Genomic DNA, 12,353 nt, shown 5'->3' with positions numbered 1-12,353 from the left:
CGCAAGCTTAACCGTGCAATGGCGCAGTTCGGCCACATAGCTGTTGAACATGGGCCACACCCGCCTCTAGTGTGTTCCTTATGGCTTTGTTCGGCCGCCTTGCCTTGTCAGCGTTTGCGCCGCCCGCCCTCGGGCGGGGCCTGAAGCGGCTTTCCCGATCGCGCTATCTGCTGGGTGGCGGTTACGCGCTTGCCGCGGGCCTGACCGCGACGGGCGTTCTGTTGGCCTCGTCGCCGCCGGCGAGCGGGCCGGTCGATCCGGCCATCAATGTGATTTTGGTCGTTCTCGGCCTCAACCTCATCTTGATTCTTGGGCTCGCCGTCTTCGTGGGGTGGCGGGTTCTGCAATTGGTCGGCATGCGCGCCAGCGATGCGGGGGCTCGCCTGCATCTGCGGTTCGTCGCGCTGTTCTCGGCCGCCGCGGTGGCGCCCGCCGTCATCGTCGCCCTGTTCTTCGGGGTGCTGGTCAATCGAGGCGTGGAGGACTGGTTCAGCCGCCGCGTCCAGACTGTCGTCGAGAACTCGGCCACCGTGGCTCGCTCCTACGTGGAGGAGCAGAAGACCTACATCAGCGATCACGTGATGCTGATGGCCGCGAGCCTGAACAACGCCGCCCCGGCCATCACTCATTCGCCGGTCGCCTTCAGCCACTTCCTGGCGTCCGAGGCGCAGGACAACGGATTTGCGGCCGCCTATGTCATCGACGCCGACGGTCGCGTCCTGGCCAGAGCCGAGGGAGATGGCGCGCCGCCGTTCCTGGCCCCGCCGCGCGCCAGCTTCTCGGGCGCCGACGAAGGGGTGATTTCGGCTCAGCAGTTCTACAGCGCTGACCTGTTTCGGGCCCTCTATCGCCTGCGGGCGTTTCCGGATGGCTACCTCTATGTCGTTCGCCCGGTCGATCGCGGTATCCTGAATCACCTGCGCGAAACCATGGAATCCCTGGCCTCCTATCGTGAGGCGGCCAGCAGTCGCGCGCGCCTGCAGGCGGCGTTCGCGCTCAGCTATGCCGAGACCGCACTGTTGCTGCTGGTGGGGGCCGTCTGGCTTGGCATCGCGGCGGCCAATTCCATCGCTGGCCCTGTGGCGCGGCTTGTCCAGGCTGCCGGCCGGGTTTCGGCGGGCGACCTGTCGGCGCGAGTGACGGTTGAGCGCGGGCCGGAGGAGATCCAGGCGCTGTCTAACGCTTTCAATCAGATGACGGCGGATCTTAAGGAGCAGCAGGAAGCCCTGATCGCCGCTGGCTATGAAGCCGAGGAGCGTCGCCAGTTCATGGAGGCCGTGCTTTCAGGGGTCAGCGCCGGGGTGCTTGGCCTCGACGGCAAGGGCCGTATTTCGGCGATGAATCGGCAGGCTGCCGTGCTGCTGGGGATCGACGCCGGGGCCGCGGGCAGCAGCTTGGCCGACGCCGCGCCGGAACTAACTCCGCTAGCTCAGGAAGCCATGAGCAGCGGCATCGACGTCGAGGCGGAGGTGGACGTGGTCCGGGGTTCCGATACACGCCGCCTGCGTGTGCGCGCCTCGGGCGGGGACGGCGGGTTGGTGCTGACCTTTGATGACATCACGCGTCTGGTGGCCGCCCAGCGGAACGCCGCCTGGAAGGATGTCGCGCGGCGCATCGCGCACGAGATCAAGAACCCGCTGACGCCCATCCAGCTGTCGGCCGAGCGCATCCGTCGCAAGTACCGCAAGGACGTGACTCAGGACGTCGAAACCTTTGATCGCTGCACCGAAACCATCATCCGCCAGGTGGGTGATATCGGTCGCATGGTCGATGAATTCAGCGCCTTCGCACGGATGCCCGCGCCCAAGTTCGCGCCGGCCGATCCGGTGGAGCTGCTGCGCGAAACGGTCTTCGCTCAACGCGTGGCCAATCCCGACATCGAGATCGAGATCATCGAGACCACGCCGCCGGGGATGCTGATCTGCGACGCCCGCATGGTGGGTCAGGCTCTGACCAACGTCCTCAAGAACGCAGCCGAGGCGATTGCCGCCAGGCGAACCGAGGACCAAGGGCTGCAAGGACGCATCACCGCGGAAATGAGCGTGGATGCGTCTTCCTTCTGCTTCATCGTCGAGGACAACGGCGTCGGACTTCCGACCCGCGACCGAGACCGACTGACAGAACCCTATGTCACCACGCGCGAGAAGGGCACGGGCTTGGGCCTGGCCATCGTCAAGCGCGTGCTTGAAGACCATGGGGGCGAAATTGTCCTGACTGACGCCGGGCATGGGCGAGGCGCGCGGGCGATCCTGCGCTTCCCCGTCACGGCGAAGACCCAAGTCCAATCGCCGGAAGGCGACGATCTCAAGGAGAGCGCATGAGCGCTGACGTTCTGGTTGTTGATGACGAGGCCGATATCCGCGAACTCGTGGCGGGCATCTTGTCCGACGAGGGCTATGCCGTGCGAACGGCCGCCGATTCGGAGGCGGCGCTGGCCGCGATCCGGGCGCGTAAGCCGGCGGTCCTGGTGCTCGACATCTGGATGCAGGGCGGCGGTATGGACGGGCTGGAGCTGCTCGACCTGATCAAGACCCTCGACCAGGACCTGCCGGTAATCATGATCAGCGGCCACGGCAACATCGAGACCGCGGTCAGCGCGATCAAGCGCGGCGCCTATGAGTTTCTGGAAAAGCCCTTCAAGTCCGACCGACTGTTGCTGGTGGTCGAACGGGCGCTGGAGGCGGCCAACCTTCGGCGTGAGAACCGTCGCCTGCGGGCCCAATCGCTGACGCCCGACGGCCTGATTGGCAAGTCGGCGGCGTCGCAGGCTTTGCGTCAGTTGATCGTGAAGGTGGCCCCCGCCAATAGCCGCGTGCTGATCTCCGGTCCCTCCGGCGCTGGCAAGGAGTTGGCGGCTCGCCTGATTCACGAGTCCAGCCCGCGGTCGCGAGGCGAGTTTGTGGCGCTCAGCGCCGCCGGCATGACACCCGAGCGCATGGACATCGAGCTTTTCGGCGAAGAAGGCGAGGGTGGCCGCCCGCGTAAGATCGGGGTGTTTGAACGCGCTCACGGCGGCACCCTGTTCCTCGATGAGGTGGCCGACATGCCTCGCGAGACCCAGAGCCGCATCCTGCGCGTGCTGGTCGAGCAACGCTTCCGCCGTGTCGGCGGTGATAACGACGTGCAGGTGGACGTTCGCGTGGTCTCGTCCAGCTCGCGTGACCTGCGGGCCGAGATCGAGGCGGGGCGTTTCCGCGAAGACCTGTTCCATCGTCTGAACGTCGTACCCGTTCGGGTGCCGGGCTTGTCCGAACGTCGCGAAGACATCCCCGAACTGGTCCATTTCTTCATCGAGAAGATCAGCGAGACGACCGGCATGCCCAAACGGCGGCTGGGCGATGACGCCATGGCGACCCTTCAGGTACACGACTGGCCTGGCAACGTCCGCCAGCTGCGCAACAACGTCGAGCGCATGCTGATCCTGGCGTCCGGCGATCCCGCTGACATCATCACAGCCGAGATGCTGCCAGCCGAGGTGGCCAGTAGTAGCCAGGCTGGCGCTATCGGCGCTGAGCGGATCATCGCCCTGCCGCTGCGTGAGGCGCGCGAGCTATTTGAACGCGAGTATCTGAACGCCCAGATCATGCGGTTCGGTGGAAATATCTCGCGCACCGCCGCTTTCATCGGCATGGAACGCTCGGCCCTGCACCGCAAGCTGAAGTCCTTGGGCGTCGCCGGGTCGCGGGCTGGCGAAGACGAAGAAGACTGATGTCCAGATACGCCTATGTGAACGGCGCCTTCGTGCGCCACCGGGACGCCGCGGTCCATATCGAGGACCGGGGCTATCAGCTGTCCGACGGCGTCTATGAAGTCTGGTCGGTGATGGACGGCAAACTGGCCGACGCTGAGGGCCACTTCGCGCGCCTGTGGCGCAGCCTGGACGAGCTGCGCATCGCCCATCCCATGACCCGCGCCGCCCTGACGGTCGTGCTTCGCGAGGTCGTGCGCCGCAATCGTGTTCGAGAGGGCCTGCTCTATCTTCAGGTCAGTCGTGGCGTGGCGCGACGGGACCATGCTTTCCCCAACCCTGAAGTCACACCGGCTGTGGTCGCCACCATCCGGCCGGTGGACCGCGTCGCCTCGGACGCCAAGGCGGCCAAGGGCTATACCGCCGTCACCGTGCCCGAAAACCGCTGGGGTCGTTGCGACATCAAGAGCATCGGCCTGCTGCCCAACGCCCTGGCCAAACAGGCCGCCCGCGAGAAGGGCGCCCTTGAGGCCTTCTTCGTCGACGAGCTGGGCTTTGTCACTGAAGGCGCGTCGAGCAACGCCTGGATCGTCGATCAGGACGGCGCGCTGCGCACCCGCGACACCAACGCCAACATCCTTCGTGGAGTCACCCGCAACAGCCTCCTTCAGGTGATCGCCGAGCAGGGCCTGACCGTGAACGAGCGGCCCTTTACCGTCGCCGAGGCGCAGGCGGCGCGCGAGTGCTTCATTAGCGGCGCGGGGTCGTTGGTTTCGCCGATCGTCGCCATCGACGGCAAGCCGGTTGGGGACGGAACGGTCGGCCCCCTGGCGATGCGGCTGCGCAATCTCTATATGCAGCGCGCTCGCGAAACCGCGATCTAAGCGCGCCTTCTGACAACGTTGTCGTGTAATGCCTATTGCCGGGCGTCCGATGGGCGGCCTAGCATGAACTGTGCGTGTGTGGAGAGCGCTTCGCTCTCCGGCCAATAAGAGGGGAATCCCCGATGTCGAACGAAAAGAAACAGAACCTTCAGGACACCTTCCTGAACAGCGTGCGCAAGTCGAAGACGCCGCTGACGATCTTCCTGGTGAACGGCGTGAAGCTGCAGGGTGTCGTCAGCTGGTTTGATAACTTCTGCGTCCTGCTTCGCCGCGATGGCCAAAGCCAGCTTGTTTACAAGCACGCCATCTCAACAATCATGCCTTCCGCGCCTGTGCAGCTCTATGAGCCGGGCCCAGACCAAGACGATTGACCAGTAAATTCATAGATCACAGCGCGCCGGTCATCACGGCGCTGGTGGTGCATCCGGTGCGGGCGTCCGACAGCGGCGCCCGCGATCCCCAGGCTCGGCTTGAAGAAGCCGTCGGCCTTGCGCTGGCGCTTGACCTGGACGTGCGTGAAACGCTGATCGCACCGATCCGCGGCCACACCCCTGCGACCTTGTTCGGCAAGGGCAAGGTTGAGGAGATCGGCGGCATCTGCGAGGCCGAGGAACTGGACGCGGTCGTCGTCGACGATCAGTTGACGCCCGTTCAGCAGCGCAATCTCGAAAAGGCATGGAACGTGAAGGTCATCGACCGCACGGGCCTGATCCTCGAGATTTTCGGACGCCGCGCCCGAACGCGCGAAGGTCGGCTGCAGGTGGAGCTGGCCCGGCTGAACTACGAGCGCTCGCGCCTGGTTCGCACCTGGACCCACCTTGAGCGGCAAAGGGGCGGCACCGGTTCGACCGGCGGTCCGGGTGAAACTCAGATCGAGCTCGACCGGCGCCTGATCGCCGACCGCATCGCCAAGCTGAAGAAAGAGCTGATCGAGGTGCGCCGCACCCGCTCGCTCCACCGTTCGGCGCGCAAGAAGGTCCCGTACCCGACCATCGCGTTGGTGGGCTACACTAACGCCGGCAAGTCGACGCTATTCAACCGCCTGACCGAGGCCAAGGTTCTGGCGCAGGACATGCTGTTCGCCACCCTCGATCCGACCTTGCGGACCGTGAAGTTGCCCGATGGGCGGCCCGCGATCATGTCCGACACGGTGGGCTTCATCTCCGACCTGCCGCACGAACTGGTCGAAGCCTTCCGCGCCACCCTTGAGGAGGTGCAGGAGGCCGACATTGTCTTGCACGTGCGCGACATCGCCGGCCCCGACACCGAGGCCCAGCGTCGCGACGTGGAGGCGGTTCTTAAGGAACTCGATGTCACCGCCGAAGCAGGCCGGATGATCATCGAGGTCTGGAACAAGGTCGATCTGGTCACCGATCCGGACGACCGCGTTTCGCTGATCGCCAAGGCCATCCGCAATCTCGCCCATGCCGTTTCAGCGGTCACCGGCGAGGGCTGCGAGGCGCTGCTGGAGCGGTTAGCGACGCTGGTCGATGACGTACCCGCGGTGACCATCCATCTGGCCGCCGGTGAGGGCGAGGCCTTGGCCTGGCTCTATCGCAACGGCCGGGTTGAAGCGCGCGAAGCCGACGAGGATGGGGGCGTCAACGTCTCTGCCCGCCTGGACGCCCAGGCCAGGGGGCGGTTCGAGCGCCTGTTTCCCGACGTCGTGGTGACCGAGTGATGGCGGCGGGGGTGGTGGAGGCTGTCGCCTTGAGCCCCCGTCATCGGTTCAGCAAGGCCCCGGCGATGATGATCCGCCTGATAGCTGGGATTGGGGTCGAAGGCGACGCCCACGCCGGGTTGAAGGTTCAGCATCGCTCCCGGGCGCGCTTCAATCCTACTCTACCGAACCTGCGTCAGGTTCATCTGATCCAAGCGGAGTTGCTCGACGAACTGAACGAGCAGGGCTTCTCCATCGGGCCCGGCGATATCGGTGAGAACGTCACCACGCGTGGCCTTGATCTCCTCGCGCTTCCCACCGGGACGATCCTGCGCCTGGGCGAGGAGGCCGAGTTGGAGCTCACGGGCCTGCGCAATCCCTGCATCCAGATGGACCGCTTCCAGGATGGCCTCATGGCCGCGACCCTAGGTCATGATGAACAGGGCGGACTGATCCGCAAGGCGGGCGTGATGGCCATCGTCTTGAACGGTGGCGTCGTGACGCCGGGCGATCCGGTGGCTGCGACCCATCCCGCCGCGCCGCACAGGCCACTCAAGCCGGTCTAGCCTTTTTCCGCGGCCTTGGCGGCGTTCCAAAGACCGTCCATTTCTGCCAGGTCCGACTGATCCGGCGTGCGGCCATCCTTGGCCAGCTCGGCTTCGATGAAAGCAAAGCGGCGAGCGAACTTGGCGTTGGTGGCGCGCAGGGCGTCTTCCGGCTCTACATCCAGCTTGCGGGCGAGGTTGGCGACCACGAACAACAGGTCCCCCATCTCCTCCCGCGCCTTGGCGTGATCGCCGGCCTCGATTTCCACCTCCAGTTCGGCGGTTTCTTCACGCAGCTTGTCCAGCACTTCGCGGGTCGAGGGCCAGTCGAACCCGACGCGCGCGGCGCGTTTGGTCAGTTTCACGGCGCGGGTGAGCGCGGGCAGACCCGCCGGCACGTCGTCGAGCACGCCGCCCTTCTTCTTGGCCGCGCGCTCGGCGGCCTTGATGGTCTCCCACCCGGCCTTCTGATCCTCGACGTCGTCATAGGCGTGATCGCCGAAGACATGCGGATGGCGGCGCAGCATCTTGTCGCTGATGGAGGCGGCCACCTGGGCGAAGTCGAAGGCGCCTTGCTCTTCGGCCATGCGCGAGTGGAAGACCACCTGCAAAAGCAGATCGCCCAATTCATCACGCAGGTCAGTCAGGTCGCCGCGTTCGATGGCGTCGGCGACCTCGTACGCCTCTTCGACCGTATAGGGCGCGATGGTGGCGAAGGTCTGCTCCAGGTCCCATGGGCAACCGCCTTGCGGGTCGCGCAGGCGGGCCATGATCTGGATCAGTTGCTGGATCGCGGCGGCGGGATCACTCGGCGGGAGATTGGACGACATGGGCGGTGGGCGTGACCGTGGCTTGCGGAGCCTCGCGGTCAATCTCCGCCAACTGCTGGCGAATCTCCGCATGGCGGGCTTCGGTCAGAGGATAGCGCGCCAGCACCCAGGCCGCGAGCAGGGCGAAGCCTCCGGGCAAGGCGGCGTACATCCACTCCAGCCCACGCATGGCGAGCGGCGCGCTGGCGGCGGGATCGGCGGCGTTGAAGCCCATCCAACCGAGAACGATGAAGCTGCCGACCGCCAGAGCCATGCCGATTTTGATGGTTCCGGTCAGGATGGCGTAGAGCGTCCCAGTGCGATCCTGGCCCGTGCGAAGGCGCTCTTCGTCGCCGGCGTCCGCCAGCATCGCCCGCAGCAGCACGCCAGCCGACGAATAGGGCAACCCCGCCGCGATGAGGAAGGGCAGAGCGACCAGCAGACTGGTGGCCGGAACGAACGGAATGGCGAACTGAACCAGCGCGTAGATGATGGCGGCGGTCATCAGCGCGCGGTGCTTGCCAAGCTTCTTGGCGACGATGGCCCAAAGGGGCGCCCCGACGATGGCGGAGATGAAGTAGATCAGCAGAAGGGTTTCGGCCTCTGTCTTCGAGTAGCCCTTCACGTGCTCGAAATAGAAGAAGAACAGGGCGCCAGCGACACCCGGACCGATATGCAGGAGCAGGTCGGCGAACAAGATTTTCGCGATCGTAGGCCGACGGATCAGGTCGAAGTAGGCGCTTACGCCGACCTTGTGCTCCAACCCCGAGGTTGTGGCGCGAGGCTCTGGAACCACCATCAAGGCCGCCCCGACCGCCAGAGGAACGAGTAGGACGATGAACCAGCCCATGGCTGGCACGCCTCTGATCGTCGCCTGCGGAATTGCGGCCAGCGCCACTGGAAGCATCAGGACCAGGATCATCCCGACCACATTGCCGCTCTGCCACCACGCATAGATGCGCGAGCGTTCATTGTAATCGGTTGAGAGCGTCGAGCCCCAAGCGCTGTGCGCCAGCGTGCAGATCGAGTAGCCTCCATAGAGTACGCAGAGCCATAGCCACAGGTACCCAAGCCCCACGCCTCCCTCGGCCATGAACAGCATCCAGGTGGCCAGCATGATCATCGGCGCGCCGATGCTCAGCCAGGGACGGAAGCGGCCCGTGGACCAGCGCGTGCGGTCTAGGATCGTGCCGAAGATCGGATCGAAAATGATGTCGATGAGGCGTACGAGCAAGAACGCGGCGCCGACCGCGCTGACGCTCAAGCCCAACGTCGCGGAATAATGATTGGGGAGGTAGACGACGAGCGGAAGCCCGAGCGCCGCCAGCGGCAGTGAGGGCGCCGCATAGGCGGCCATGATCCAGGACGAGCGTCGTTGGCTCTGCATAGTCACCTTGCCGGCCCGTTCGGGCTCTCTAGCGTTTCCCGAGGCCGATCAGAGACTGAGCCCGGGGCTGTGGCAAGTGTGACTCGCGATTACTTTGGCGTCAGCCTTACTTGGCGGCCAGCGCCTCGCCCTTGGCGAACTTGGTCGCGAACCGATCGAAGGCGCGGTTGGCGTCGCCCCAGGTGCCGCGCCACCAGGCTTCTCGGATGTCCGTCTCGAACCAGCTGTAGGCCACGGGGGTGGTGGCTCCGCCAGGCGCGGCGTATGCGCCGGTGACGGCCGCGCCGCCGATGCTGAAGCTCTGATAGGACAGGCCCGGCTTTCGCGACATCTGCTGCATTGTCGGCCGATTGGGGCGGGCGTCGGTGATGACCAAGTCGAGACGTCCGCCTTGGGGCGTCAACTGGCCCGCGCGCTCCAGTTCACGTTCGACGGTGCGCTTGAGGTCGCCGCGCAGGTCGTCGAGCTCGCGTGCGCCAAGTTCGGGCGCCTTTTGAGCTAGTTCAGGGCCGATGGTGACATTGATCTCTGACACCGGCGCGGCAAGGGCTACGCCGGTGGCCATGGCGGTAAGAATCAGGGTGGTCGCTAGGACGCGCATGGCGGCTCTCCCATAAGATCCGCCACAATATGCATGTTTAGTAGTTACTGCATATAAAAATGTGGCGGCTCAGCCGAGGAACTGATTTCCGACACTAAGTACGTTGTGAGCCAGGATCGGGATTACAAGGCTGCCGGTCCGCTCGCGCATCCACAGCAGAGCGAAGCCGGCCGCAGCACTGAACATCACCCCGACCCAACTTATCATCGGCTGGCTTTGAAAGACCGCGACGCCTTGGCCAAGAGCGAAGAAAAGGGTGATCAGCACCCCGCCCCAGCCGATACGGGCTCCCATTAGATTGAAACGGCGATCATCCACGGGCGCGATCGCCCGGGCCAACAGTAACAAAGCCATGCCGCGAAACAGCGGCTCCTCGTGAAGGCCAGGCATGGTCGCCTGAAAGGCCAGGGCTTCGACCGTCGGGGGCGCCGCCGGGGTGAACAGGGTGTAGCTCGCCGTCCAGAGGACGATGCAGGTCAACGCCGCGCAGAGCAACGCTGGCCGGGTCCCGCCGTTCTGGCTTAAGGTAAAGCCGGCTTCGCGAAATGACAGGCCCGGCGCCGCGGCGATGATCGCGAAGGTGGCCAGGATCGACAGGACCTTACCGTCCCAGTTCCACGCCAACTGCAGCCCGGGCGCGATCAACGCGGCTGGCGACAGGAACAGAGCCAGCAGGGTCACGGCGAGCGCGCCGAACAGCCAGGTGAGGCTCGGCAAATCCGGTGTGCGTCGCCGCCCCAGGCATACGGCCGCGATCATCGCGGCGAGGATCGCCAACTGCAGTGCTAGTGTCAGAAGGGTGTCGGCCGTCAAGCCGCTGAACAGGGTGGTCATCCGTTCATTGTCGATGAGTCGGCCTTTGGATCGAAGACGCCTTGGCGGTTTCCGGCCCGCTGGCTAGGGTCCGGCTCCTTGTGTGCGGGAGATGGCGTTGATCAGACTAGCGACCGAACGCGGCGAGATCGAAATTCGGCCTGAACTGGGCGCTGGCGTGACCGTCTTCCGCTGGGATGGCCGGGACGTTCTGCGACCAACACCAGCCGATGCTGACGATGTTCTGCAAACCGGTAACTTCGTGCTGGCACCGTTCTGCAATCGCATCCGCGACGGCGTCTTCAACTTCGAGGGGCGCCAGGTGCTATTGGCGCCCAATCTTGGCGATCACCCTCACGCGCTGCACGGCCAAGCCTGGCGTCAGGCATGGCGCGTGGTGACCCAGACAGCCTCCAGCATCGAACTGGCCTACGATCATGCGCCGGGCGATTGGCCGTGGCGTTACGAGGCGGCGCAGACCATCAGCCTGACCGACACGGGCCTAGTTCACACGGCGACCCTGACCAACACTGATGTTCATCCCATGCCAGCGGGGCTTGGCTTTCACCCCGCTTTCCCCGCGCCGCCGGGGACACATCTGCGGGCCGACGTCCGTGGCGTGTGGATGATCGATGACGAGGTCATGCCGACCGATTGGCGGCCTATGGGCTGGGGCCCGGACTGGCGCACGGGTGTAGCGGTCGAAAGCGGCGTGTTTGTGGATAACAGCTACACCGACTGGGGCGGCGTAGCCGTGCTGTCAGGGCGGGATCGGCCGAGCGTGAGGCTCGAAGGCTCGTCCAATTGCCCATGGCTGCATGTTTTCGCCCCGGTGGGCGGCGGTTTTGTGTGTGTGGAGCCGGTGAGCAATCGACCCGACCCCTTCAACGGCGAGGACAGTGGGATACAGGTTCTTGCGGCAGGCGAGGCGATGACGGTGTCCATGCGTCTGACGGTGGATTGATGCGTTCCGGCCCGCTCAATCTGATCACTGACGTTTCGGGTTTCACTGTCGGGAGCGCGGTTGACCAAGCCGCAGCGACGGGCGTGACGACACTCTTTTGCGGCGGTTTATGGAAGGCCGGCGTCGATGTGCGGGGCGGCGGGCCGGGTGTACGGGAAACCGACACCCTGTCTCCAGAAAACCTGGTCGGCGCCGCGCACGCCATCGTCCTGACCGGCGGCTCGGTTTTCGGTCTGGGCGCCGCCGACGGTGTGGCGGCAGGACTGTCCGCTCGTAATGTCGGCCTGCGCCTCCAATCGCACACGCCCGCCATTCCCATTGTGCCTGCCGCGGTTCTGCACGATCTGGGCAACGAGGGCGACAAGGCATGGGGTCTGGAGCCGCCCTACCGCCGGTTGGGGCTGGAGACGATCGAGGCAGCGAGCGACCGGTTCGCGCTCGGTTCCGTGGGCGCGGGGTGGGGCGCCAAGGCGGGCGTTGTGAGGGGCGGTCTTGGATCGGCGTCGGTCGATCTCGCCGACGGCCTCATGGTCGGCGCGCTGGTCGCCGTCAATCCGGCGGGATCGGTCTACATGCCCGACGGCGAGACGTTCTGGGCATGGCCGTTCGAGCTGGACGGCGAGTTCGGCGGCCGCCGACCGTCCGGCGAAATGTCCGCGCCAGAACCCATTCCGGATGACACAAAGCTCGCGCGGATGGGCCGGCTGCAGGCGGGCAGCAACACCACCATCGCCGTGGTCGCCGTGAACGCCGACCTGACCGGGGTGGAGTGCAAGCGGCTCGCGATCATGGCTCAGGACGGTCTGGCTCGCGCCATTCGACCCGTTCACACGCCTTTTGACGGCGACACGGTGTTCAGCGTGGCCAGCGGGGAAGTTTCGCTAGGCGAGGGCGCTGGGCGAAATCTGAAGGTGGCTCGGCTGGGCTCAGCCGCCGCCGACTGTCTTGCGCGAGCGATCGCCCGAGGCGTCCATCACGCCGCCAAAGGCTAGACGACATTCG

Annotated in this window: 12 protein-coding genes; 8 read left to right on the top strand and 4 right to left on the bottom strand. The window is 65.4% G+C overall.

Going from position 1 to position 12,353, the window contains the following annotated elements; genetic code table 11:
- Positions 1-104 precede the first annotated feature (104 nt).
- The 6 genes from O5K31_RS09535 (at position 105) to O5K31_RS09510 (ending at position 6,798) form a co-directional block, all read left to right on the top strand.
- Positions 105-2,321: a sensor histidine kinase NtrY-like gene (locus O5K31_RS09535; protein WP_269713350.1), complete on the top strand. Its 2,217-nt coding sequence runs from the start codon at positions 105-107 to the stop codon at positions 2,319-2,321.
- The gene (ntrX, locus tag O5K31_RS09530; protein ID WP_269713348.1) at positions 2,318-3,709 is read left to right on the top strand and encodes a nitrogen assimilation response regulator NtrX; all 1,392 of its coding nucleotides are present in this window, start codon (positions 2,318-2,320) and stop codon (positions 3,707-3,709) included. The genes O5K31_RS09535 and ntrX overlap by 4 nt, the downstream gene beginning before the upstream one ends.
- Positions 3,709-4,572, top strand: coding sequence for a D-amino-acid transaminase (locus tag O5K31_RS09525; protein ID WP_269713346.1), 864 nt, complete (start codon positions 3,709-3,711; stop codon positions 4,570-4,572). Before ntrX ends, O5K31_RS09525 begins: the two co-directional genes overlap by 1 nt.
- 122 nt (positions 4,573-4,694) lie before the next feature.
- Entirely contained in the window at positions 4,695-4,943 is a 249-nt protein-coding gene (hfq, locus tag O5K31_RS09520) for an RNA chaperone Hfq (protein ID WP_269713344.1), read from the top strand.
- Positions 4,940-6,253, top strand: a complete 1,314-nt coding sequence (gene hflX, locus O5K31_RS09515; protein WP_269713342.1) for a GTPase HflX — start codon at positions 4,940-4,942, stop codon at positions 6,251-6,253. The genes hfq and hflX overlap by 4 nt, the downstream gene beginning before the upstream one ends.
- Positions 6,254-6,282: 29 nt before the next feature.
- Positions 6,283-6,798, top strand: coding sequence for an MOSC domain-containing protein (locus tag O5K31_RS09510; protein WP_269713340.1), 516 nt, complete (start codon positions 6,283-6,285; stop codon positions 6,796-6,798).
- Here the strand turns inward: O5K31_RS09510 and mazG are convergent.
- The 4 genes from mazG to O5K31_RS09490 form a co-directional block, all read right to left on the bottom strand.
- The gene (mazG, locus tag O5K31_RS09505) at positions 6,795-7,607 is read right to left on the bottom strand and encodes a nucleoside triphosphate pyrophosphohydrolase (protein ID WP_442867701.1); all 813 of its coding nucleotides are present in this window, start codon (positions 7,605-7,607) and stop codon (positions 6,795-6,797) included. The two genes, O5K31_RS09510 and mazG, sit on opposite strands and share 4 nt — an antisense overlap.
- Positions 7,582-8,973, bottom strand: coding sequence for an MFS transporter (locus tag O5K31_RS09500; RefSeq protein WP_269713336.1), 1,392 nt, complete (start codon positions 8,971-8,973; stop codon positions 7,582-7,584). Before O5K31_RS09500 ends, mazG begins: the two co-directional genes overlap by 26 nt.
- Positions 8,974-9,079: 106 nt before the next feature.
- Positions 9,080-9,574: a hypothetical protein gene (locus O5K31_RS09495; RefSeq protein ID WP_269713334.1), complete on the bottom strand. Its 495-nt coding sequence runs from the start codon at positions 9,572-9,574 to the stop codon at positions 9,080-9,082.
- Between the two features lie 69 nt (positions 9,575-9,643).
- Entirely contained in the window at positions 9,644-10,408 is a 765-nt protein-coding gene (locus O5K31_RS09490) for a CPBP family glutamic-type intramembrane protease (protein WP_269713332.1), read from the bottom strand.
- A gap of 97 nt (positions 10,409-10,505) precedes the next feature.
- Here O5K31_RS09490 and O5K31_RS09485 point away from each other — a divergent pair, with 97 nt between their 5' ends.
- Together O5K31_RS09485 and O5K31_RS09480 are read left to right on the top strand one after the other, a co-directional pair.
- A complete protein-coding gene (locus O5K31_RS09485; RefSeq protein ID WP_269713330.1) occupies positions 10,506-11,351 on the top strand; it encodes an aldose 1-epimerase in 846 nt (281 codons plus the stop codon).
- On the top strand, positions 11,348-12,343 hold the full coding sequence (locus O5K31_RS09480) for a P1 family peptidase (RefSeq protein WP_269713328.1): 996 nt from the start codon (positions 11,348-11,350) through the stop codon (positions 12,341-12,343). Before O5K31_RS09485 ends, O5K31_RS09480 begins: the two co-directional genes overlap by 4 nt.
- The last annotated feature ends 10 nt before the right edge of the window (positions 12,344-12,353 follow it).

Origin of the sequence: Caulobacter sp. NIBR2454 (assembly GCF_027474405.1) — a bacterium.
Taxonomy (GTDB): Bacteria; Pseudomonadota; Alphaproteobacteria; order Caulobacterales; family Caulobacteraceae; genus Caulobacter.
This window is presented reverse-complemented; position numbering and strand designations above follow the sequence as displayed.

Coding starts and splice junctions, on each gene's coding strand:
- ntrX (WP_269713348.1), top strand. CDS start 2,318: ATGAGCGCTGACGTTCTGGTTGTTGATGACGAGGCCGATATCCGCGAA.
- O5K31_RS09525 (WP_269713346.1), top strand. CDS start 3,709: ATGTCCAGATACGCCTATGTGAACGGCGCCTTCGTGCGCCACCGGGAC.
- hfq (WP_269713344.1), top strand. CDS start 4,695: ATGTCGAACGAAAAGAAACAGAACCTTCAGGACACCTTCCTGAACAGC.
- mazG (WP_442867701.1), bottom strand. CDS start 7,607: ATGTCGTCCAATCTCCCGCCGAGTGATCCCGCCGCCGCGATCCAGCAA.
- O5K31_RS09500 (WP_269713336.1), bottom strand. CDS start 8,973: ATGCAGAGCCAACGACGCTCGTCCTGGATCATGGCCGCCTATGCGGCG.
- O5K31_RS09495 (WP_269713334.1), bottom strand. CDS start 9,574: ATGCGCGTCCTAGCGACCACCCTGATTCTTACCGCCATGGCCACCGGC.
- O5K31_RS09490 (WP_269713332.1), bottom strand. CDS start 10,408: ATGACCACCCTGTTCAGCGGCTTGACGGCCGACACCCTTCTGACACTA.